The sequence below is a fragment of the Desulfurobacterium atlanticum genome, from assembly GCF_900188395.1.
Taxonomy (GTDB): domain Bacteria; phylum Aquificota; class Aquificia; order Desulfurobacteriales; family Desulfurobacteriaceae; genus Desulfurobacterium_A; species Desulfurobacterium_A atlanticum.
Genome location: NZ_FZOB01000009.1, coordinates 1 through 19965 on the forward strand (window position 1 = coordinate 1; position 19965 = coordinate 19965).

Genomic DNA, 19965 nt, shown 5'->3' on the forward strand with positions numbered 1-19965 from the left:
GGTATGAATGGGAGAACGCCTTTTGAGGTTTTAAAGAGTAAGTTGGATTGTTTGTTTAATCTTAATGTTGCTTGTTTCCCTGTTGTGCTGCTTGAGGATGTTTTTGTGGTGGCTAATAGGCTGGGGGTATTGGAAAAGGGTGGGGAGAATGTGCTCACCCCCTACCTAATAAGTTAAATTACAAAAAAAATTTAGGTTTAGAAATCAAAAAAACTCACAAAACTTAACAAATCATGTTTTTCTATATTTTGAATAGTCCCGTTTTTTATTAAAAAAACTGTATCAGCTATAGAATCAACCACAGCAGGTGAGTGAGAAATAAATAAATAGCCAATATTAAACCGCTCCTGGATTTCAAGAAAAAGATTAATTATTTGAGACTGAACCGAAACATCAAGAGCAGATGTTGGCTCATCTGCTACAATAATTTCAGGTTTCATAACAATGGCCCTTGCTATTGCCACTCTCTGTCTCTGACCTCCTGAAAGCTGATGGGGATAAAAGTTAAGAACAGAAAAAGGAAGCCCGACAAGAGTAACCGCCTCTTCAACTTTTTCTTTTAATTCATCTTTTGTAAAAAGAGAATTTATTTTTAATCCTTCAGAAACTATATCAAACACCTTCATCCTGGGATTTAAGGAGTTGTAAGGATTTTGAAAAATCGCCTGAATATTTACTCTATATTTCCAATAATCACTCTTTGACATAGCAGTAATATCTTTCCCTTTATACAACACCTTTCCACTATCAGGTTTTTCAATATCAAGAAGAATCTTACCAAGAGTGGATTTTCCACAACCGCTCTCTCCGATAATTGCTACAGTTTTTCCTTTCTCAAGCTTTACAGAAACACCTTTTAAAACTTCTTTTTTCTCTATAACTTTGCCAAAAAAATTTTTCTTTACAGGGAAAGATTTATAAATATTTAACCCTTCAAGAATAACCATTAGTAAGAGTGCTCCCTGTCAGGAAATTTACCTGTCTTCACTTCTTCAACATAATCTGAAATAGCCCTTCTCATCTCTTTTCCCAGTTCTGCATATCTTTTAACAAATTTTGGTTTAAATTTATCAAAAATTCCAAGCATATCATGAAACACAAGCACCTGACCATCACAAAACGGTCCCGCACCTATTCCTATAGTGGGAATAGAAAGAGTTTCTGTTATCTCTTTCGCAAGGTCTGAAGGAATTTTTTCCAGAACAACAGCAAACGCACCGGCTTCTTCAACAGCTTTAGCATCAGCAATAAGCTTCTCTCTCTCTTCCCCTTTGCCCCTTAAAACATAACCACCGTAAACATTTACACTCTGCGGTTGTAAACCTATATGCCCACAGACAGGAATTCCTGCATCAACAAGGGCTTTAATAGTACTTTTCTGCTCTATACCCCCCTCTATTTTCACCGCATCACAGCCTGTTTCCTTCAAAGCTCTACCGGCATTTAAAATTGCATCCCTGACGCCTGTCTGATAAGAAAGAAAAGGCATATCAAACACAACAAGCGCTCTTTCAACTCCCCTTACAACAGCTTTAGTATGATGAACCATCTCTTCCATAGTAACAGGAACTGTTGAATCATAACCAAGCATCACCATCCCAAGAGAATCACCGACAAGAATAACATCAACACCGGCATTATCAACAATCAAAGCAGAAGTGTAATCATACGCTGTAAGCATAGCTATCTTTTCACCGTTAATCTTCATCTCTCTTAAGGTTTTTGTTGTCACTTTTTTCATCCTTCACCTCAGTTTAGTTTACCTTAAACATATAGAGATTTTACAACTTGAAATAGAAAACTCAACAATATAATATTAACTGTTAATCACCAGCACTGCCACACAAAGGAGGCAATTGTGGAAAAAGTTTACATATTTGACACAACTTTAAGGGACGGAGAACAAACTCCAGGTGTTAATTTAACAGTTGATGAAAAGGTGCAGATAGCAAAACAACTTGAACGCCTTGGAGTGGATATAATAGAAGCTGGATTTGCAATCAGCTCTCCGGCAGATTTTGAGGCTATAAAAAGAATTTCTCAGGAAGTTAAGAAATCAACAATATGTTCCCTTGCAAGAGCTGTTGAAATCGATATAAAAACAGCCTGGGATGCACTTAAAGAAGCTGAAAAACCAAGAATCCACACATTCATTGCTACATCAGATATTCATCTTAAATACAAACTGAAAATGTCAAGAGAAGAGGTATTAAAAAGAGCCGTAAAAGCTGTGAAACTTATAAAAGAAATCAGCGAAGGAAAAGCGGAAATTGAATTCTCACCTGAAGATGCTGTAAGAACCGAACTTTCTTACCTTTATGAGGTGCTTGAAGCTGTAATAGAAGCCGGAGCAAACGTTGTAAACATACCTGACACAGTAGGCTATGCAATTCCAGATGAATGGCACGACAAAATAGCCGCAATAAAGGAAAACGTTAAGAACATAGATAAAGCTATCATAAGTGTCCACTGCCACAACGACCTTGGCCTTGCCACTGCAAACTCCCTTATGGCGATAAAAGCTGGAGCAAGGCAGGTTGAGTGTACAATAAATGGGATAGGTGAAAGAGCCGGGAATGCTGCTCTGGAAGAGATTGTTATGGCAATAAAAGTAAGAAAAGACCAGTTTCCAGTTTACACAGATATAGACACAACACAGATATACAGAACTTCTCAACTTGTAAGCAGACTAACAGGTATTATCATTTCAAGAACAAAACCGATAGTTGGAGATAATGCTTTTGCCCACGAATCAGGAATACATCAGCACGGAGTTTTAGAGAATAGAGAGACTTACGAAATTATGAAGCCGGAAGATATAGGACTTAAGGAATCAAAAATAGTTCTTGGTAAACATTCTGGAAGGCATGCTTTTAAGAAAAAACTTGATGAAATGGGTATCAAACTCTCTGAAGAACAGCTTAACGAAGCTTTCAACAGGTTTAAAGAACTTGCATCAAGAAAAAAGGAGATATTTGACATTGACATAGAACTTATAGTTGAAGGACTTGAGGATACCGAAAAAGATAAGAACTACAAACTTATATATAATCAAGCTGTAAGTGGAGAAGGGATAATCCCATCTGCAACTGTAAAAATAGAAACACCTCACGGTGAAAAGCTCGGTCTTGCAGTTGGCAACGGTCCTGTTGATGCTACTTATAAAGCGATAAAAAATGCACTTAATATAGGAGAAGAGATACAGCTTAAAGATTTTAAAATAAGAGCTTTAACTTCTGGAACAGATGCCCTTGCTGAAGTTTTTCTTACAATAGAGTTTGAAGATATAAATGTTAGCGGAAGAGGTGTTGATTCTGACATAGTCAGAGCTTCAGCCCTTGCTTTCCTTGAAGCTCTTGACAGGCTGGAAAAGAGGAAAAAGAAGCACCATTAAAGCAAGTAAGGCGAAGTGAAAATTACTTCGCCTTTATATCTTTCTTTGTAAAGCTTTAGAAGTTATAATATTTCTAAGTTTTCTAACTTTACTTCCTCATTTACTTTAAAGTTGTAAATATTTCACCTGCTTTTCGCTTTCAATTTTCAAAAATTCATCCTGTGCAGGCAGGTCTTTTCACTTTTTTAAAACTTCCTCCGACTCACCCCATTTTCAGATAAATCTTTCTATAGTTCTCTTGTCAGCAAAAGTTTCCAAATAAAATAATTTGAAAGCAAAAATGTTGAACTTTGGATTTTATTTTTTTATAAAAAGTTAACTGGACAACATCTGGAATAAGAAAGAAATCATATGATAGCAATATCAACTTTTCAGAAAGCTCACACTAAAGTGCCAATAATGTTTTATTGTTTACTTATTTATCTCATCATTTGTTTTCAAGTATGAATTTTAAATCTATCTTTTATATATTCTTTCATTGTATCTTGCAAATCTATCAATACTTGCATATATTAATAAATACAAAAACCTTAAAGAGGTGAAGCATGAGTTTCAGAAAAAACTTAGGAGAGAAATATTCTCCTCTTTACTATCTTGCTGCTCTTGGAAGTGGTGGTTTGGTTATAACATTTTTTATGTATCTGATGTTTTTAACACCCCATAAAGGTTATCCAATTCCTGTTTATGATACGCTCATCAACGTCTTAAATAGCGGTTCACCTTTCCAGAAACTTGTAGTAGTTGTAGGTGTTTTAGGTGTTGCCTTTTTTGCGATTCTCCATTTTAAACTGTTGTTGTGGAACATAAGGGAGTATGCCTACTTTAAGAAAACAGAAAAGTTTAAAGATTTAAAAAAATCTCCTGCCGAAATCCAATTGATGGCTATCCCTCTTACTTACGCGATGACCGTTAACGTGCTTTTTATAATTGGAGCTATATTTATTCCCCACCTGTGGAATGTTGTTGAACACATATTTCCATTTGCTCTACTTGCTTTCTTTGCTATTGGAGTTTACGGCATAAAGATATTTATGGACTTTATCTCAAAAGTAGTTGCTTTCGGCGGATTTGACACAGAAAGCAACAATAGCTTAAGCCAGATGCTTTCTATATTTGCATTTACAATGATAGCTGTAGGTTTTTCCGCCACCGGTGCTATGAGCCACAATCCTTTTGTTTCTGCAATAGGAATTGTCTTTTCAATTGGATTTTTAAGTGTTGCAGCCGTATTTGGAATAATCAAACTTGTTATCGGATTTCACTCAATGTTTAAACATGGTATAAACCGTGAAGCCTCTATTTCCCTGTGGATTATTATCCCTATCTTGACAGTTGCTGGTATTGCTTTTTTTAGAAATTCTATGGGACTACACCACAATTTTAACGTTCACCTTCATCCTACCCAGCATCTTGTACTTTTTACGGTTATTGTTTCTCTTCAGCTCTTTTTCGGCCTTTTAGGTTACATGGTAATGAAACATATAAACTATTTCAAAGAGTTTATTGACGGAAAGAGTGAAAGTGTTACCGCTTACGCTGCTATATGCCCTGGTGTTGCTTTTTTTGTTATGCTCAATTTCTTGCTAAACAAAGGGTTTGTTGGAACAGGACTCATCTATAAGTTTTCTGTCGTTTATCTGCTACTCTATGTTCCCCTTATATACCTTCAGCTAAAAACGATTATTGTTCTTTTTAGATTAAACAGAAAACTTATAAAGGCTTGGCGAACGGGGGCTTAAAAGCTCCCGTTTTAAGTTATTAACAATGAAAACATTAAAGAAACAAAGAACAGTAAAAAGCTCATTAGGTGAAAGGTTAATAGATACTTTCTCGTTAAATTGTTAAATTTATTTTTAAATAGTTTAAAAGCTATCAAGTTTGCAAGGGAACCTACAAGCGTCCCAAATCCACCTACATTAACACCCATTAAAAGACTTTTCCATAGGTTCGTAAACTTTGCAAGCAACAGTGCTGCCGGTACATTACTTATTATCTGGCTTATGAAGGCGCTATAAATTAATGTTTTGTGTGGATTTGACAGAGAGAATCTAAGAGCTGAACTAATGTTTGAAGTAAATCCGAAAAACGCCAGAAATGTAAGCAAAAGAAAATAATCAATTTTCCTCAAAACGGTTTTATCTTTAAAAAGGGCAAAAAGTGGTGGAATAATGCTTATCTCTATAGGAAAGATATGGAATATTACGCCTATAAACATTATGAAAAAGCTACCGTAAATTACAGCTTTTTTTCTATTTAGTTCTTCTTCACATTTTTTTTCTGTAATTTTTATCTCTTTTCTTTCCCATAATAGAGCTATCCCAAGTATTAAAGCAAAAGAAAACATGAAAAACGGAAAGATTGCTTTTATAAAGTTTGTAAAATCCAGGTGATAATAGTAATAAATGAATATGTTTTGAGGATTTCCAAACGGTGTCAGCGCAGAAGCTCCATTTACAGATAGCGTTTCCAGTATAACAAGAAACATTATCTTTTCCGGAGGAATAGAGAGGGAAAGGGTGAGTGGAACAACGGTAAACAGAGCTATATCGTTTGTTACAAACATTGAGAGTATTCCCGATAATAGTGTAAGTTTCAGGAAAGGGTTCCCTTTTTCAAAGTAGAATGCAATTTTTACGAAAAGGCCACTTTTTTCAAGTCCTTTTGTAATTACAAGAAAATTAAAAAGAATAATAAGTATTTTTAAATCGTCTTTTGTAATTTCAGGCATTCTCTTAAAGGCAAGAGAAGATACAATCGTAACCGTAACTGCTACGAAAAATAGCCACTCATCTCTAATGATTTTAGAGATTTTACCCATTTTTAATCTTTTCAAAAAACTTTTCAGAAAGGAGATTTAAATAATTTCTGTTCTCTATTTTCTCTATCCACTCAGATGGAATTGCATCTATACCGTTATAGCACCCAGAAAAAGCCCCTGTAAGAAAACCGATCGCATCTGTATCTCCCCCAAACTCTCCATAAGCATTAACAGCTTTTAAAACCGCAGTTCTGAAGTCTTTTCCCCATCTGAGAAAAACATAAAGAGATAAAGATAAAGGCTCAAGAACAAAATTTCCGTTACCAAATCTTAAAATAAGTTCATCAATATCTTCCACTCCTTCCATCAAAGTATTCATCACAAGGTCAATATAGGAGCGAACCATCTCAATCTGAGAAAAAGAGCGGAGCATTTCAAGAAATTCTATTTTCCCATCTTCCATTTCAAGAAAAACCCTTCCTCCTGCAATTGAAGAGATAGCCACAGCAAGAATTCCTGCAGAATCCACTAAAATTTCATCACTGTAAATTAGAGAAACCACCTGACAACCTTCATTATAAGCCTCTTCACTACTATCCCATCCGTAAAGCCCTGCTGCCACAGCAGGAATAACACCATCAACTTCTGAACTTTTTACCCTCGCCTCATCAGGAAAAGCTCCCTGCTTATATGCAAGTGCCGCATTTAAATGGCCGCCTGCAGGATATCTGTGATTTTTCTCATCTTTCAACCACTCAACCATTTTCTCCACGTAAAACGTTTCATCAAACCGCCCTTTTTCAGCATAAACTTCCAGTGCAATAAGAAACATCTGGGTTTCATGGGAGTAGTGCCCTAATCTTAAAAAAGGACAAACACTTAAATCGGAAGGTTCTCTAAATCCTAAAATCGGACCGCCGTAAGCCTTTTTAACGGTGTATTTATCCATCTCTTCCACAAGAGTTCCAAGAGCATCTCCTATTGCTCCTCCAAAAACGGTACCTTTTATCTTTTTCAAAAGGTCAATTTCCATTGAAAATTCCTCCATCTCAAATTGAATTTAAAAGATCCTGAAATGTAAAAGTGCTGTGAAATTTAAACTCTTCTCTTTCATAAGGGAAATCTCTCCTGAAATGCCCCCCTCGGCTCTCTTCTCTTCTCATCGCACTTATAGCCATAGCAAGTGCAAGAACAGCACTGTTTCTAACTTCAAATGAAGAACTTGAATGGATTATCTGTCTAAAAACATCTATAGCCTTTGTCAGACCAGCACCATCTCTGATTATCCCAACATATTCCCACATGGTTTTTTTAAGGTCTTTCATGGTATAAACCTGCAAGTTGTTTTGTGATGGAAAGGCCGATATCTTTTTAAAGGAAACCTTCTTAAAATCAAGTGATAAAAATCTTAAATCTCTATACATACCATAAGCTGTTCTCTCTCCAAAGACAAGACACTCAAGAAGAGAGTTGCTTGCAAGCCTGTTTGCACCATGAACACCGGTACATGAAGCTTCTCCTATTGCAAACAATCCTTTTATATTTGTTCTACCAAAAGTATCCACACTGATACCGCCAAGATAATAGTGAGCCACCGGAGTAATCGGAATTAAATCTTTTTTAGGGTCAAGACCGACCTGTTTTAACTTCTCTGTAATAGTTGGAAATCTTTCATATATATCTACACCTTTCTCTCCTATAGGTCTAAAATCAAGGTAAACTTTCCCGCCTGTTATCTTTTTCTGATTCTCAATAGCACGGGTAACAACATCCCTTGGAGCAAGCTCCCACAACGGATGGTAATCTCCCATAAATCGCCTTCCGTAAGAATCAACAATAATTGCGCCTTCTCCCCTGACAGATTCTGAAATAAGAAAACAGGTATCATCTTCAACAAAAGCTGTAGGGTGAAACTGAACAAACTCAAGATCTTTCAAAACCGCTCCATACCTTAGAGCTATCGCTATACCATCCCCTGTAGATGTATCTGGATTTGTATGTTTTTCGTAAAGTCCAGCAGCCCCACCTGTAGCAAGAGCAACAACAGGTGCATAAATGGTAAAGTGCTTACCATCCTTTTCAAAAATCACACCGTAACATCTTCCGTTTTTAATTATTAACTCCTTTACAAAAGCAAACTCAATAATATCGCCTCTATAAGCATCAAGAAGTGCCCTTTCAACTTCCTCACCTGTTTTATCTTTATAGTAAACAATTCGCGGCACAGAATGAGCTGCCTCCTTCGTAAACTTTAATAACCCAAGTTCGTCCGTTTCAAAGGTTGCTCCCATTCTAATAAGGTCAATTACTCTTTTCACTCCTTCCTCAACAAGAATAAGTGCTGTCCTCCTATCAACAAGTCCAGCACCAGCTTTTACAGTGTCATCAAAATGAAGAGATGGTGAATCATTTACAGGAAGAGCAACCGCAATCCCGCCCTGAGCAAGCTTTGTTGAAGACGTATCAGCGGTATTTTTTGTCAATATACAAACGTTCAATCCAACCTGCGAAAGCTTTGAAGCACAAAAAAGCCCCGCAGCCCCACTTCCAACAACTATCGCATCATAAACTTTCGGATATGCATGAACTTTCACATCTTTTAAAAGTTTCATATCAAGACCTCTCAATTTACCCGGATAACAAAAGCATCGGGATAAATTTTTCTTAATCTATCCCTCTCTTCCATAGCTTTTACATAAGTCAATTGAGGACCGACCACAACCCTAAAAAGGCCAAAAGCCTGAATAATCTTAGCTTTTATACCTTTTTTAACAAACTTATTTTTTAGCTTTTCAGCATTCTCAAACTTTTCAAATGCTCCAAGCTGTATATAAAAACTTCCCCTTTCATAATTTTCAGGTGTATAGTGTCCATCCTCTTTCCTTCCAAGAGCAACGATTTTCACTTTAGCAGTTCCTTTAGCCACAACACCTAATTTCTTCGCAGCCGCATAAGAAAGGTCTATAATCCTGCCTGGAACAAAAGGCCCTCTATCATTGATTTTAACCACAACACTCTTTCCATTTTCAAGATTTATAACCTTAACATAAGTACCAAGAGGCAAAGATTTATGAGCTGCTGTCATTTCATACATGTTATAAACTTCACCACTTGCCGTTTTCTTTCCGTGAAAATTTGGACCGTACCAGGAAGCTATACCAATTTCCTCAAAACCGTAACTGTGCTTTAATACACAATACTCCTTTCCCCATACCTTATAGGTTGATTTACATCCTATTTTCCTGTCTGCTTTCAATTTGCTATCTGAAACTGTCTCTTTTTTTCTTAATTTCCTCCGTTTAGATGCTTCGGATATTACTTCTTTTTTTACCTTTACAGAATAATCATTTGGACCTACCAAAGACACACACCCTGAAAGAAAAAAAATAGTAAAAAGCAGTATTCCTCTTCTCATATAAACTCTCCAGGAGTAAAATTGCAACGACAGTCATTGTAATATAATCCGCAAAAGTCAACCATAAAAGTTATGAAAATTTTAAAAACTTCTCTTATGGCTCTTTTTCTTAAAATTACGGTTAGTTGTTGATTTTCAATGTCTTCAGTTAATTTGTGATATATTAAAACAAACAACAAAATAAGAGGAATTTGCAAAATGAAAACGATAATGGGCATTCGGTTGTATTCAATAGATGAAGTGGCCAGGATTCTTGGAAAGAGTGTTTACACTATAAGACAGTATATATACACCCAGAAACTTGGAGCGGTGCAGATAGGGCGGGAATACTGGATACCTGAAAAAGAGATTTTGTTGTTTTTAAAAAAGAATGCTAATAAAAGAGATATTCAGCTATAAGGGAGGTTAACATGGAAATGGAAAATACCGGAGTTGTGGATTTACAGCCTGCCATTCAGGCTTTTGAAGAGCTACGAGGAGAAATAGGCAGGCTTGGAATCTGGAGAAATGGAAGTTATTTAGGGAAACATTTACCGGAAGAGGTAAGCGGAGATATTATAGAGTGGATAAAGGAAACTTACGGAGGCGGTAGGTATCAGGTAGTTTTATACGGCACGGACGGAAAGGTGAAAAAGAGGCTTTCTTTTTCTGTTGCAGGTGAACCTAAAGAACCGGGAGAGAAAAAAGAGGGTTCAGATGGGACAATAGAGCTTTTAAGGGAATTGATAGAAAAGTTAGAAGATAGAAAAAGCGGCGGAACGGATACGGTAGCCCTGTTTCAGATGATGTTACAAATGCAGCAACAGCAGTTTCAGTTATTGCTGCAAACGTTGAAAGGCGAGAAAAGGGAGAGTTCTTTTATAGATAAGTTTGTAGATAAAGTCCTTTCCAATCCTGCCGTTTTGATGAGTGCAGGGGGTGCGGTATGGAAACTATTACAGAAAGCCATATCAAGTAAAAATGAACTTCTTGAGCTTATAAGGGTTGCGAAAGACGACCCTGAATTAAAAGAGCTTGCCGTTCAGGCTGTGGGTGCTAAATATGGCGGAGCCGGTGGACTGATTGATAAGGTGCTTTCAAATCCTGAACTTTTAAATAAGACGCTTGAGATAGTTAACAAGGCTCTCTCTGTAAAAGCGGCAGGTAGAAATCCTGTCCCGGTAATCAAGAAGGAAATAAGGAAATTATCCCCTTCTGTGGATAAACCTGTGGAAAAATCAACTAACATGGGGGAAGTAGTGAATAATGGCCAAAATGGAATAGGAATCCAGGAAATTGTGGCTGTGGGAACGAGAATATTACAGATGGCCGAAAGTGGCCGCTCTGCGGTTGAAATATGGAACTCTTTAAGTGATGAGGAAATAGATATATTTGTTACCCTGGTTGATGGGTATGGCATGAAAACGGCCGATGATATGGTGAAAGTTTTAGAAGGTTTACCGGTGCCACGGTTTACCATTGCCGGGTATATAGAAGCTATAAACAGGCATAAGCAAGTAGTTAATGAACTTATTTCTTTCTGTGTTATGGATGAGGTTCAGGAAGGAATCCAGGAAAATGCACAGGCCGAAATTGAGGGAATTTCAGGACAGGATAAGAGGAATACCACAGGAGAGACTTCAGGCGAAAGCCAGGAATAATACAGGTATTTTTAAGGTGGATAGTAGGTTTAAAGGGTATGAAATGGCCGCTCCTGCGGTCATTTTACATTATTAGGATTTTGTAAAAATAACGGGATAAACAAAGGAACACAATGGCTAAAGGTAGATTAAGGCTTGAAAATATACCATCCTGGGAAGAGGTCCAAAAGTTATGGGATTTTGTCCTGGACAGGTTTACAGGTTCAGGTGATGAGGCCAGGAAGATAAAAAGAGAGCTTTTAAAGGAAGGATACAGACCTATATATACTCTCCGGGAAGTGTGCTTTTTTGGTTTGCTGTTTTTTACCGGTTGTAGAATCTCCGAACTTCTGGCCATACGGAAAAAGGATATTTCTTTTGTTAAGAAAACTATTCTTATAAGACAGCTGAAAAAGAGGAAAGGACAGGAACTTATAAGAGAGGTTTTACTGCCTCCGCCGGTAGAGGATTATTTAAGAGAGTATGTTATAAGTGAGGTTATAGGTGATGAGTTTCTTTTATTTGATTTTTCAAGGCAGAGAGCATGGCAGCTGGTGAAAGAGCTTTCTATTGCAGCTTTAAATAAACCGCTCCATCCCCATGTTTTCCGTCATGCTTTTGCTATTCAGCTTTTAAAGTCAACTTCAAATATGGAGTATGTAAGGCGATTACTGGGACATAAAGATTACGATACCCTGAAACATTATCTTGATTTTACCATTGAGGATATGAAAGAGGATATTCTTAAAGTTTTTGAAGAACGGAAATAATGGTTTCAGCTTCCTTAAAAGCCTGCCTGGCATAATTCTTTTTTATTTTAAATGCCGGTTGATAGTCAGCATTTTCCCTTCTTTCTCTTAAAGTATGTATAACACTTGGAATCTTCTTATTCCATGGTTCTGGTAACCATTGACCTATAAGAGAAGGGACCATCTGGTGAAGATGTTTTTTATCCCAATCAACCTTTTTATGATTTCCATCAATCCATAATGCAGAGTATAGTAAAGCGGCGTAATAACTACGAGATATTATTGTCCTATAAATTCCTTCATTTCCCTGGCCTTTTAACAAAGTTCTGCACAGATTGAGAATTTGCAAAGGAAACCTTTTCATATCAGAGAAACTCCTACTTTGCGTCCTATTTTCTCCTGTAAAAATTCATTCAACGTTGCCATTTCAAAAACATCTTTTGGGTGTGGTGAGATTTCTATTATCATAGCCTTTTTATAAGTTGGAGCAAATGGAGATATAGCCATCTGGACTTCTTTAACTTTAAATCCTTTTTCTTTTAAAACCTTTAAAGCAATTTCATAAGCTCTTTCAAGGTCTTTATCTTCTACGGTGGCAGGGTTTTTAATTACTTTCATTTTTAAACTCCAGCATAAGATTTAACCTTTCTTAAATAAGTATATGCTCTTTTTCCTTTTTTGACATTTCCGGGTCCAAGATGATAGGCCTGGATTGCCAAATCCCAATTTTTGAAGATTTTATACATTTTTAGCAAATAGCGACGGGCAGCTTCCCGTTGTAATCTGGTTGAGCGCTTTACATCTTCCCAGTTCATGCCTACATCTTTAACGGCTATTCTGGTAAGTCCATAAAGACCGTATGATACACCGTCAGGGTGGTAGCTGTATGCCCACCGTGAGGAGCAGGAGCTTTCCATCTTACATATACCATCAAGTAGTTTTTCAAGATAACTTTTACCGGTGTTTGCCGGTGTTAATGGTGCAGGTGATAGGGAAGCAGCTGCACCGTTGGAAGGTGCAGCTTTAGCTTCTGGTTTCTTGAGCAAGAAAAGAAGCGGAATTATCAATAATAGCTTTTTGTCCATTTTAAGCCTCCAGTTCTTTTTTTATCTGGTTTATAGTTTCAGCGGTTGTTTTTCCCATAACCCGGATTGCGTATCCGATAGTTGTTTCTGTTAGAGTAAAGGTTAAGTTTTTGTGTTTTTTTGATAATTCTTTAAGTTTTTTTTCAGCTGTGGCTTTTTCTGTGAATCTGTGTTCTATAAGTATAACGTCAAAGAAATCCATTTTAAGCCTCCATGTTTATTTAGATTTCTACGTCGCAAATAATGTTAAGAGGTTTTCCGCTTGAGTCTTTTCGTATTCCAAGTATGCGGCCTGAAATATCTGTCAGGGTGCTGCCATCTGATAAGGTGAAAGATGAAACTTGAGCGATTGAGAGGGTCCCTATTCCAAACCTGACATCTGCAAGATATGCGGCTCCCGGAAAGTTAACGGTTCCTTTTATAAGGTAGTAGAAATTATCTCCTGTTATTGCTCCGTTACATGTTAGGTTATTGACTTTTAAAACGCTTCTATTTACGTCAATAGTTGCGACGGTCTCTACTGCTTCAGAAACTGAAACGTCAAGAGTAGCATTATACAGGTGAAGGCCGGCAAATAAAGTTGCTTTGCTGATTCCTATTGAAACTTTGGCACTTTTAATAAAAAGTTGTCCCGGAGAGCCAAATCCTATATTTACCGCTTCAGTTTTACCTTCTATATAATACTCATCAGCAAGGCCAATAAATAAATCTTTGTCTATATAAATAGTTGTATTAAGTCCCGCTTCTAATTCTGGAGTGGTGGCGTTTATGGTTATATTCTGGAGCGGATATATAGCTATCATTCCTCCCGGTTTAACAAGAGATAGGGCTTTTGAAAATGTTTTAACCGGGGTATCTTTTGTCTTTCCATCATTAGAATCATCCCCGGAAACAGGTTCCCAGTAAACAACATCCATGCCCGTTGTAGTAGCCTGGGCAGATGTTATTTCATCCTGAACCTTCTCCATTTTTTCCTCCATCCATATAAAAAAGCTGCTTCTATACATGCTTACCTCCTGTTTTTATTTTTTTTCAAAGTGGGGAACATCCTTAAAAGAGTTAAAGTTTCCACCCCAGCGGTTATCTGGTGATAGGGATTCCCAGAAACGGCCGAATTGCTCTATATCTGAAATGTTCCAGGTAAGAACAAAAGGCTTTCCTTCTATAAATACGCTTGCGCTTTCTCCGTGCCTTGCAGGACGGAAAAAGTTAAGGTCTATGGCAAGTCTTTTAAGGTGCTGACTGTGCATTGTTTTGCTGCGGCCTGTTTTAAGATAATATTCCTGCATGTATGGGTGGCGCCAGAGTTCTCCACCGGTAACTATGTAGCCGCTCTTTTCTATGTAATCAATAAGTTTTTTAAGGTCTTTTATAAACTGCCATTGCTTTGATACCAGGCTCATTGTGCCGCTCCTTTTACCTTTTCAAAGGTTCGCAGGCCGAAATATGCAAGAATTGCCATTTTTAGAAATTCAGAGAAGCTCTGCGCATACATCGGATTTATATGCAAGAGGTTGTTATCTGTAAAAGCCATCAGGGAAAAAACAACAAGCAGGTATATAAGGGTTAAAGGTCTTACAAGTTTTGTTATTAATCCCGCTTTGTTGTCTGAAATCCAGCGTTTTGTCGTTTCTCTATCTATGGTTTTTCTATATTCAAGGCCCGCCTTGTATCGCTCAAGTAATATCCTTTGTAATTCCTCCTCATGGGTAAGCTCTATCTCTTTTAGTCTGGCCAATATTTCAGGGTTTTGGAGTTCTTCCGGGTTATTCGGGATTTTGACGTTGAATTTTTTTTCAACAAAATCTTTTCCTTTTTCCCGGATAACATCGGCTAAAAGGTTTAATCCTGCACCTGCGAGAGTTCCTATTATTCCAAGCATTGCTGCCTCTACCTTTATTTAAGTAGCTTAAGGAAATGCTCAACAGCTGTTACAAGGGCTATTATTCCGCCGGTATAAAGGGCTATTTTCAGCTCTATGTTGGAGAGTCTTTTCATTATTTCGTAGTGGGTCTTTTTTATTTCCTGTATTTCGCATTGCATGTTTGCCATCTGAACCTCCAGCCGGGTTATTCTCTCTTCATTTGTCATCCTGGTTATCCCTCCCTTTCAGGAAGTTAATCATTGCTTCAATTGTGAGCGGCTCCCCGGATACAGGTTCAAGCTCTACCTTAAACGCTGCTCTCATCTTTTTTATGTTTTTTGCTGCTCCGGTAGTGGTTGCCGCTCTTATTATCTTTTTTGTGGGAATCACGTATCCTTTAGGCTCTCTTGCAGCTGTGAGAAAGTTTATAAGGGTATTGATTTCTTCAATCATTTGTCCGCTCCTGTCGGTTATGCAGCTGCCTATACATAAGGTTATTGGAATCATTCTTTAATGATTGTCTCTACCTTTGCCGTTATATCAGCTGAAGCTGTCAGCTCTGCTGTAAGTGTCCCGGTAAATTTCTCCGGAAAGTGCAGTTTTCTGTATGCAAGCGGTTTGTCATCTGATTCAAAAACTATCACCGGAATGCCGTTAGCTTTGATTGTGAGCCTAAACGGAACATCGCATAGGGGAAAGTCGTTTGCTATTTGAGAGGTGGAAGGTTCGGCATAGAGCCGAACCTCTATTATTTCAGCTGTTTTGGTTGTGGAAATAATCTCTTTTTCACCGTTTGATGTTAGGGTTATGGTTTTGTGTCTTATCATTGCTTACTCCTGCCACATTCCTATTAAGGCAACGGTTATAGGTGATGTTGGAGCTTCCGGACATTCACATATAAGCTCAAGTGCTGTGTTTTTGCATTGGTATGGTTCAAATAGACGTAACTTTCTATTTGCTGTTGCAAATATACCGCCGCCAAGCGGTCTGCTTCCAAATATGGAGTTTCCGCTGTCAAGAATATCCATAGTGGCCGAGGTTGGAATGTTGGCTATCACTTCGGCCACCATAAAGCCGTTTGGAACGGTTACAGTCAGCCTGTTTGTTCCCTGAACAGGTGTTGCTATTACAAATGAAGCTATATAAGGTTTCATTTCCATTGTTCACCTCTCTTATTTTTGCCCTTTACTTTTCCACCCCCTCAACAACTACAAAAAGGTCAACCGGTGAATCTGTATCAGCTAAAGCTGGTGGTTGTTCATAGCTGATTACCACGTTGTAATCTGAAGCAGGGGGAATTGAAACAGGGACTTCAAGCTCATATACTTCATCGCTTGTCCACGGGTTGCATTCTTTTGTCCTGGTAAACATTGGACCAAGTTCTATTTTCTTTCCGCCCTGTCCTTCAAGAGTTATAACTGCACCGGATACAGCTTTCTGGACAGCTGCCGGGTCTGTTGATGGTGCACCGTGAATAATGATTCTCTGGATGATAAAGGACGCATTACTTGGAGCTTTAGGGTCTTTTCCTTTTGCATATCTGTTGGCAGCTGTTACATCAAAAGGCTGAATTGTTCCTGTTTGTCCCGGTTTAACTGTGAATTTTGCCCAGTTTCTTGATGGTCTCATTTCTTACCTCCATGCTATGGTTTGTAGTTTTTAGGTTTTTTATTGGGATTTTTTTAGAGCTGATAAAAAAGTTCTTCTTCTGTTCCAAGCTGATAGGCTTCCTCTTCATTGCCAAGTGAACAGTCCGGACATTCTCCGCTTACTTCATCGCCTTCCGGTAGTTCTGACTCATCTACCGGGTGAGCGTTTCCTTCTGCGTCAACATACCAGAGTTGTCCGTTGTCGTCTTCAAAGTAGTAGCCATCTTCTCCGAGTTCTTCCCCGTGAAGGCCTACAACTCCCCGGCCACGGAATACAAAGGAATCAATTACGTTTAAGAGTATCTTGGCACCAGCTCCGGCCACCATTCCGGTTGCAAATTCTTTCTGCTTGTTCTGTTTAAGAAGGAATAGGCCACCGGCAAGGGTTGCTATATCTCCGGCTGATATGCCGGCGGGGATTGGAAGGTGGATTTTTGAAAATACGTAGTTGTCAAGAAGTTTACCGGCTGCAAGTCCTGCCGTTGTTCCTGCTGCAAGCTCTAAAAGTGCCTGATGGTCTTTTGCAGGGTTACGGATTACAATCTGGATGGGGTTTTTTCTTCCCGCTCTGATGGTTCTTTTTCTGGTTGCTTTTTTGGCTGATTTTCTTTTCCTTCTATTCCTGCGTTTTGTAGGATTGATAACTATTCCTGTTAGCTCTTTCATGGTTTCCTCCTTTTAGCCTGTTATTCCTTCTGGTTTAACACGGCCTTTATAGTTTGCTATGTATAGGTGTTTTCCTTCAGGGTCTGTTAAGAGGTCTGGAAGTTTTGAAAGTGGGATTTTTCTTATTCGTTCAATAGATACGTTTCCGTTATTGCATACCAGACGGAACGGTTCTGGTTCACCGCCGAAAAAGTGGATATACGGCTTTACTCCATCCCCTTTGTCTGATAGGTAGATTACCGCAAGCAGCTTTCCCAGATGGGTAAATATTCCGTTTTCCGGGAAATAGAGTTTTACTTTTTTGGCCATTTTAGGGAGTTTTCCAAAGTGAAAGGCTGTATATAGCTCTGCCGCTCTTTCAATCTGTTTATGCTTACTTGCCTTTTTAGCTTCACTCATCCTTTTTACCCCACAGTTTGGATACTGCGAAAAGGATTCCAGCACCTGCAAGAAGTTTTCCGGCGTTTTCAAATGTTGATGAGAGTTCAGAAAGTAAAGAGGATTCCTGCCCTATTTTGAGGCAAAGTTTAGGGTCTATTTTTCCCTCTTTGGCCATTAAGAAACATTGTTGCTGGGTTGTGAGTTCCTTCTCTTTCTGGTCGCTTTCTTCAAGTTTTTTGCCCAGGAAAAAACCACCACCGCCGGCAAGGGCAGCGGCTAAAGCTGCAAGTGTGAAAATCATTTTTTCCTCCACATATAAAAGGCCAATCCTGCACCGATTAAAAGGGGAAGCATATTAGTTGTGGTTGTGGTATTGCTGGCAGATGTTGAGGTTATATTTCTGTCGTATGCTTTATAATTTGCCTGTGCCGGCGTGTATTTAACCGGTGATGTGTAAGGTGCTGTTCTGCTGTATGGAGTTTCAAGATTTATGTTGCGTGTGTGTTTTGGTTTTGAAAATAGGGCAGATACGGGAACGCCAAAATAACTGGTTGATATTCTGTCAGCTGTTCTTGCAACCGCCTTTCTTACCGGCACCCAGGATTTTTTTACTACACGGTTAACAAATTTACCGGTGTTTTTAACCGCTCTACCGATAAATTTTGTCGTCTTTTTAAATGCACGTTTAAAGAATTTTCCAAAGGAAAATCCGAGCTCTACCGGTTCGCCTATTTCTACCGGTTCGCCGCTCAATGTATAAGCAAAGATTTGAGTATCCATGCCAAGCCTCCTATTATGGCCGCCTCTTTTAAATTACTTTCACGCCCTGCTTGGTTATGCACACGCAGAGAGGTTTGGGACGTGGATGTGGCTTTCTGTGAACTCTTTTTTTTTGTGGGTGCGGCTTTGGTTTTGGCTTTGGAGCTATGCTTTTTTGATAGAGAAGTTGCATTTTTCCGTTGGGAAGTCTGACGTAGGTTTTATAAAAGTGTCCTTCTTTTTTGTGAATTAGCTTACTTCCCGGGGGAAAGCATTTCATTCCTTTGCATGCTATCCGTGCAAGCTGTCTGCCGGTTAGCTTGCGTTTGTGCCTGTGAGGAATCATTTTCCTGGCTATATGGGCAGCCGGTGATAATATCCGGCCTGTCCTTCTTACAAGACGTCTTAATTTTTTGAATGAGAAACCGAGTTCTTCAAGGGGTTCATTTCCTATTTCTACCATTTCCCGCTCCTTATAAGGTTTTTTCATCAAGGGGTTTGCGTTTGTGGTGTCAACTGTTGTCCATCCGTGGCCGGGGATGTAAACATGAAGGTAAACATGATTAAAACGGCCGAGGGGAGCTCCGAGGGTAATCCGTATTTTGAAACCGGCAGCACGTAAAAGCGTACCGGTAAGGATTGTATGGTCATCACAATCGCCGATTTTGTATTGAAGAGTTCTTATTGGAGATTGGAGAATTTCTGTTTTTGGCGGGTCGTTTACATATTTAACATGCTGCTTTATGTATTCAACTATCCTGCGAACATAGCAGGTGTAATCTTTTGACTTGCAGGGTTTTAAGATGGAGGCCACCAGCTGACGGATTTGAGGGTGCAGGGAGTATTCTCTTATAAATTCTTCTATTATTTTTATTGTCTGGTTTACATCCCGGAGGGTTATTTTATAGGTGTCAGGGGCTATTTTCTGGGGGGATACGCCAAGACTCTCAAGGGTGGCTCTGTCCAACGGTGGCCTCCGTATTCTTATCTTTTCCCTTTTTTGTTGGTTTCTACTTTTAGGATACGGAGACCACTACCTAAAAATCCATACTGTTTTTATGTGGCTCTGTCCAACGGTGGCCTCCGTATTCTTATCTTTTCCCTTTTTTGTTGGTTTCTACTTTTAGGATACGGAGACCACTACCTAAAAATCCATACTGTTTTTATGTGGCTCTGTCCAACGGTGGCCTCCGTATTCTTATCTTTTCCCTTTTTTGTTGGTTTCTACTTTTAGGATACGGAGACCACTACCTAAAAATCCATACTGTTTTTATATTGTCAGCAATATTATGAAATGTTATAAAACGTTTTGCTAAACTTTAGTTTAACTTTATTTGTTTTTATATTGTCCCCTGGCCGTATAGGAAAATTTCCCGGTTAAGATAAGTTCCCCTAAATTCCCATTGGACAAATATTTCATCATCTGGCCTGACTATCCAGTTAGCTTTAAATCTGCCGAGAAGCTCTACATCCTGGTAGGGGAAAAGGCAATTCAGGGATATAAACCCTTTGTTGCTTTTAAACATTGCTACCGTGGCCATAATGTTGGCCTCTACTGTTTCTGGTAGTGCCATTTCTTCAATTATAGGTTCGTATCCTATCATTTTGACCTCTTAATAAGGTTTA

29 protein-coding genes are annotated in these 19965 nt (G+C 38.5%); 5 read left to right on the top strand and 24 right to left on the bottom strand.

Annotated elements, in window-relative coordinates:
• Positions 1-197: 197 nt before the first annotated feature.
• Complete coding sequence (locus tag CHB58_RS06515) at positions 198-947, bottom strand: ATP-binding cassette domain-containing protein (protein ID WP_089323305.1); 750 nt, start codon at positions 945-947, stop codon at positions 198-200.
• On the bottom strand, positions 947-1741 hold the full coding sequence (panB, locus tag CHB58_RS06520; protein ID WP_089323306.1) for a 3-methyl-2-oxobutanoate hydroxymethyltransferase: 795 nt from the start codon (positions 1739-1741) through the stop codon (positions 947-949). The genes CHB58_RS06515 and panB overlap by 1 nt, the downstream gene beginning before the upstream one ends.
• A 114-nt stretch (positions 1742-1855) precedes the next feature.
• Here panB and CHB58_RS06525 point away from each other — a divergent pair, with 114 nt between their 5' ends.
• Positions 1856-3394, top strand: a complete 1539-nt coding sequence (locus CHB58_RS06525) for a 2-isopropylmalate synthase (protein ID WP_219350093.1) — start codon at positions 1856-1858, stop codon at positions 3392-3394.
• A 545-nt stretch (positions 3395-3939) separates the two neighbouring features.
• Entirely contained in the window at positions 3940-5133 is a 1194-nt protein-coding gene (locus CHB58_RS06530; RefSeq protein ID WP_089323308.1) for a TsoY family (seleno)protein, read from the top strand.
• A gap of 11 nt (positions 5134-5144) precedes the next feature.
• Here the strand turns inward: CHB58_RS06530 and CHB58_RS06535 are convergent, their stop codons facing one another.
• From CHB58_RS06535 to CHB58_RS09190, 4 genes are read right to left on the bottom strand one after another with little or no spacing between them, the layout of a single operon-like run.
• On the bottom strand, positions 5145-6212 hold the full coding sequence (locus CHB58_RS06535) for an SLC13 family permease (protein ID WP_089323309.1): 1068 nt from the start codon (positions 6210-6212) through the stop codon (positions 5145-5147).
• The gene (locus CHB58_RS06540) at positions 6205-7185 is read right to left on the bottom strand and encodes an ADP-ribosylglycohydrolase family protein (RefSeq protein WP_089323310.1); all 981 of its coding nucleotides are present in this window, start codon (positions 7183-7185) and stop codon (positions 6205-6207) included. Before CHB58_RS06540 ends, CHB58_RS06535 begins: the two co-directional genes overlap by 8 nt.
• A 16-nt stretch (positions 7186-7201) precedes the next feature.
• The gene (gene nadB, locus CHB58_RS06545) at positions 7202-8764 is read right to left on the bottom strand and encodes an L-aspartate oxidase (protein WP_089323311.1); all 1563 of its coding nucleotides are present in this window, start codon (positions 8762-8764) and stop codon (positions 7202-7204) included.
• Positions 8765-8775: 11 nt separating this feature from the next.
• Positions 8776-9567 (bottom strand): septal ring lytic transglycosylase RlpA family protein, encoded by a 792-nt coding sequence (locus tag CHB58_RS09190; protein WP_089323312.1) that lies wholly within the window; start codon positions 9565-9567, stop codon positions 8776-8778.
• 198 nt (positions 9568-9765) lie between these two features.
• Here CHB58_RS09190 and CHB58_RS06555 point away from each other — a divergent pair, with 198 nt between their 5' ends.
• From CHB58_RS06555 to CHB58_RS06565, 3 genes are all read left to right on the top strand, one after another.
• Positions 9766-9966, top strand: a complete 201-nt coding sequence (locus CHB58_RS06555) for a helix-turn-helix domain-containing protein (protein WP_089323313.1) — start codon at positions 9766-9768, stop codon at positions 9964-9966.
• 11 nt (positions 9967-9977) lie between these two features.
• Complete coding sequence (locus CHB58_RS06560) at positions 9978-11207, top strand: hypothetical protein (RefSeq protein WP_089323314.1); 1230 nt, start codon at positions 9978-9980, stop codon at positions 11205-11207.
• Positions 11208-11320: 113 nt separating this feature from the next.
• Positions 11321-11956 (top strand): tyrosine-type recombinase/integrase, encoded by a 636-nt coding sequence (locus tag CHB58_RS06565; RefSeq protein ID WP_089323315.1) that lies wholly within the window; start codon positions 11321-11323, stop codon positions 11954-11956.
• On the opposite strand, the gene CHB58_RS06570 is transcribed toward CHB58_RS06565, so the two are convergent.
• From CHB58_RS06570 to CHB58_RS06655, 18 genes are all read right to left on the bottom strand, one after another.
• A complete protein-coding gene (locus tag CHB58_RS06570; protein ID WP_089323316.1) occupies positions 11931-12299 on the bottom strand; it encodes a HEPN domain-containing protein in 369 nt (122 codons plus the stop codon). The genes CHB58_RS06565 and CHB58_RS06570 overlap by 26 nt on opposite strands.
• Positions 12296-12553, bottom strand: coding sequence for a hypothetical protein (locus tag CHB58_RS06575; RefSeq protein WP_089323317.1), 258 nt, complete (start codon positions 12551-12553; stop codon positions 12296-12298). Before CHB58_RS06575 ends, CHB58_RS06570 begins: the two co-directional genes overlap by 4 nt.
• A 2-nt stretch (positions 12554-12555) precedes the next feature.
• A complete protein-coding gene (locus tag CHB58_RS06580) occupies positions 12556-13020 on the bottom strand; it encodes a transglycosylase SLT domain-containing protein (protein WP_089323318.1) in 465 nt (154 codons plus the stop codon).
• 1 nt (position 13021) lies between these two features.
• Positions 13022-13222, bottom strand: a complete 201-nt coding sequence (locus CHB58_RS06585; RefSeq protein WP_089323319.1) for a hypothetical protein — start codon at positions 13220-13222, stop codon at positions 13022-13024.
• A 19-nt stretch (positions 13223-13241) separates the two neighbouring features.
• Positions 13242-13988: a hypothetical protein gene (locus CHB58_RS06590; RefSeq protein WP_143341007.1), complete on the bottom strand. Its 747-nt coding sequence runs from the start codon at positions 13986-13988 to the stop codon at positions 13242-13244.
• Between the two features lie 54 nt (positions 13989-14042).
• Positions 14043-14423, bottom strand: a complete 381-nt coding sequence (locus tag CHB58_RS06595) for a M15 family metallopeptidase (protein ID WP_089323321.1) — start codon at positions 14421-14423, stop codon at positions 14043-14045.
• Complete coding sequence (locus CHB58_RS06600) at positions 14420-14902, bottom strand: hypothetical protein (RefSeq protein WP_089323322.1); 483 nt, start codon at positions 14900-14902, stop codon at positions 14420-14422. The genes CHB58_RS06595 and CHB58_RS06600 overlap by 4 nt, the downstream gene beginning before the upstream one ends.
• Before the next feature lie 14 nt (positions 14903-14916).
• A complete protein-coding gene (locus CHB58_RS06605; RefSeq protein ID WP_180706452.1) occupies positions 14917-15072 on the bottom strand; it encodes a hypothetical protein in 156 nt (51 codons plus the stop codon).
• Between the two features lie 28 nt (positions 15073-15100).
• Positions 15101-15337 carry a hypothetical protein gene (locus CHB58_RS06610; RefSeq protein WP_089323324.1) on the bottom strand — a complete coding sequence of 79 codons (237 nt, stop codon included), beginning with the start codon at positions 15335-15337 and terminating at the stop codon, positions 15101-15103.
• A gap of 50 nt (positions 15338-15387) precedes the next feature.
• Positions 15388-15711 (bottom strand): hypothetical protein, encoded by a 324-nt coding sequence (locus CHB58_RS06615; protein ID WP_089323325.1) that lies wholly within the window; start codon positions 15709-15711, stop codon positions 15388-15390.
• Between the two features lie 3 nt (positions 15712-15714).
• A complete protein-coding gene (locus CHB58_RS06620) occupies positions 15715-16044 on the bottom strand; it encodes a hypothetical protein (RefSeq protein ID WP_089323326.1) in 330 nt (109 codons plus the stop codon).
• A gap of 25 nt (positions 16045-16069) precedes the next feature.
• The gene (locus tag CHB58_RS06625) at positions 16070-16513 is read right to left on the bottom strand and encodes a hypothetical protein (protein ID WP_089323327.1); all 444 of its coding nucleotides are present in this window, start codon (positions 16511-16513) and stop codon (positions 16070-16072) included.
• A 53-nt stretch (positions 16514-16566) separates the two neighbouring features.
• Positions 16567-17199: a hypothetical protein gene (locus CHB58_RS06630; RefSeq protein WP_089323328.1), complete on the bottom strand. Its 633-nt coding sequence runs from the start codon at positions 17197-17199 to the stop codon at positions 16567-16569.
• A gap of 12 nt (positions 17200-17211) precedes the next feature.
• Positions 17212-17598, bottom strand: coding sequence for a hypothetical protein (locus CHB58_RS06635; RefSeq protein ID WP_089323329.1), 387 nt, complete (start codon positions 17596-17598; stop codon positions 17212-17214).
• Positions 17591-17881, bottom strand: coding sequence for a hypothetical protein (locus CHB58_RS06640; RefSeq protein WP_089323330.1), 291 nt, complete (start codon positions 17879-17881; stop codon positions 17591-17593). The genes CHB58_RS06635 and CHB58_RS06640 overlap by 8 nt, the downstream gene beginning before the upstream one ends.
• Positions 17878-18360, bottom strand: a complete 483-nt coding sequence (locus tag CHB58_RS06645) for a hypothetical protein (RefSeq protein WP_089323331.1) — start codon at positions 18358-18360, stop codon at positions 17878-17880. The genes CHB58_RS06640 and CHB58_RS06645 overlap by 4 nt, the downstream gene beginning before the upstream one ends.
• A 28-nt stretch (positions 18361-18388) precedes the next feature.
• Positions 18389-19306 carry a transglutaminase-like domain-containing protein gene (locus CHB58_RS06650; RefSeq protein ID WP_180706453.1) on the bottom strand — a complete coding sequence of 306 codons (918 nt, stop codon included), beginning with the start codon at positions 19304-19306 and terminating at the stop codon, positions 18389-18391.
• 373 nt (positions 19307-19679) lie between these two features.
• A complete protein-coding gene (locus CHB58_RS06655) occupies positions 19680-19943 on the bottom strand; it encodes a hypothetical protein (RefSeq protein ID WP_089323333.1) in 264 nt (87 codons plus the stop codon).
• Positions 19944-19965: the final 22 nt, after the last annotated feature.

Excerpts from the sequence above, each read along its gene's own strand:
- CHB58_RS06655 (WP_089323333.1), bottom strand. The coding sequence starts at position 19,943 with ATGATAGGATACGAACCTATAATTGAAGAAATGGCACTACCAGAAACA.
- CHB58_RS09190 (WP_089323312.1), bottom strand. The coding sequence starts at position 9,567 with ATGAGAAGAGGAATACTGCTTTTTACTATTTTTTTTCTTTCAGGGTGT.
- CHB58_RS06600 (WP_089323322.1), bottom strand. The coding sequence starts at position 14,902 with ATGCTTGGAATAATAGGAACTCTCGCAGGTGCAGGATTAAACCTTTTA.
- CHB58_RS06605 (WP_180706452.1), bottom strand. The coding sequence starts at position 15,072 with ATGGCAAACATGCAATGCGAAATACAGGAAATAAAAAAGACCCACTAC.
- CHB58_RS06645 (WP_089323331.1), bottom strand. The coding sequence starts at position 18,360 with ATGGATACTCAAATCTTTGCTTATACATTGAGCGGCGAACCGGTAGAA.
- CHB58_RS06630 (WP_089323328.1), bottom strand. The coding sequence starts at position 17,199 with ATGAAAGAGCTAACAGGAATAGTTATCAATCCTACAAAACGCAGGAAT.
- CHB58_RS06570 (WP_089323316.1), bottom strand. The coding sequence starts at position 12,299 with ATGAAAAGGTTTCCTTTGCAAATTCTCAATCTGTGCAGAACTTTGTTA.
- CHB58_RS06540 (WP_089323310.1), bottom strand. The coding sequence starts at position 7,185 with ATGGAAATTGACCTTTTGAAAAAGATAAAAGGTACCGTTTTTGGAGGA.
- nadB (WP_089323311.1), bottom strand. The coding sequence starts at position 8,764 with ATGAAACTTTTAAAAGATGTGAAAGTTCATGCATATCCGAAAGTTTAT.
- CHB58_RS06590 (WP_143341007.1), bottom strand. The coding sequence starts at position 13,988 with ATGGAGAAGGTTCAGGATGAAATAACATCTGCCCAGGCTACTACAACG.
- CHB58_RS06515 (WP_089323305.1), bottom strand. The coding sequence starts at position 947 with ATGGTTATTCTTGAAGGGTTAAATATTTATAAATCTTTCCCTGTAAAG.
- CHB58_RS06635 (WP_089323329.1), bottom strand. The coding sequence starts at position 17,598 with ATGAGTGAAGCTAAAAAGGCAAGTAAGCATAAACAGATTGAAAGAGCG.
- CHB58_RS06565 (WP_089323315.1), top strand. The coding sequence starts at position 11,321 with ATGGCTAAAGGTAGATTAAGGCTTGAAAATATACCATCCTGGGAAGAG.
- CHB58_RS06625 (WP_089323327.1), bottom strand. The coding sequence starts at position 16,513 with ATGAGACCATCAAGAAACTGGGCAAAATTCACAGTTAAACCGGGACAA.
- CHB58_RS06580 (WP_089323318.1), bottom strand. The coding sequence starts at position 13,020 with ATGGACAAAAAGCTATTATTGATAATTCCGCTTCTTTTCTTGCTCAAG.
- CHB58_RS06555 (WP_089323313.1), top strand. The coding sequence starts at position 9,766 with ATGAAAACGATAATGGGCATTCGGTTGTATTCAATAGATGAAGTGGCC.
- CHB58_RS06575 (WP_089323317.1), bottom strand. The coding sequence starts at position 12,553 with ATGAAAGTAATTAAAAACCCTGCCACCGTAGAAGATAAAGACCTTGAA.
- panB (WP_089323306.1), bottom strand. The coding sequence starts at position 1,741 with ATGAAAAAAGTGACAACAAAAACCTTAAGAGAGATGAAGATTAACGGT.
- CHB58_RS06585 (WP_089323319.1), bottom strand. The coding sequence starts at position 13,222 with ATGGATTTCTTTGACGTTATACTTATAGAACACAGATTCACAGAAAAA.
- CHB58_RS06595 (WP_089323321.1), bottom strand. The coding sequence starts at position 14,423 with ATGAGCCTGGTATCAAAGCAATGGCAGTTTATAAAAGACCTTAAAAAA.
- CHB58_RS06530 (WP_089323308.1), top strand. The coding sequence starts at position 3,940 with ATGAGTTTCAGAAAAAACTTAGGAGAGAAATATTCTCCTCTTTACTAT.
- CHB58_RS06615 (WP_089323325.1), bottom strand. The coding sequence starts at position 15,711 with ATGATAAGACACAAAACCATAACCCTAACATCAAACGGTGAAAAAGAG.
- CHB58_RS06560 (WP_089323314.1), top strand. The coding sequence starts at position 9,978 with ATGGAAATGGAAAATACCGGAGTTGTGGATTTACAGCCTGCCATTCAG.
- CHB58_RS06620 (WP_089323326.1), bottom strand. The coding sequence starts at position 16,044 with ATGGAAATGAAACCTTATATAGCTTCATTTGTAATAGCAACACCTGTT.
- CHB58_RS06535 (WP_089323309.1), bottom strand. The coding sequence starts at position 6,212 with ATGGGTAAAATCTCTAAAATCATTAGAGATGAGTGGCTATTTTTCGTA.
- CHB58_RS06610 (WP_089323324.1), bottom strand. The coding sequence starts at position 15,337 with ATGATTGAAGAAATCAATACCCTTATAAACTTTCTCACAGCTGCAAGA.
- CHB58_RS06640 (WP_089323330.1), bottom strand. The coding sequence starts at position 17,881 with ATGATTTTCACACTTGCAGCTTTAGCCGCTGCCCTTGCCGGCGGTGGT.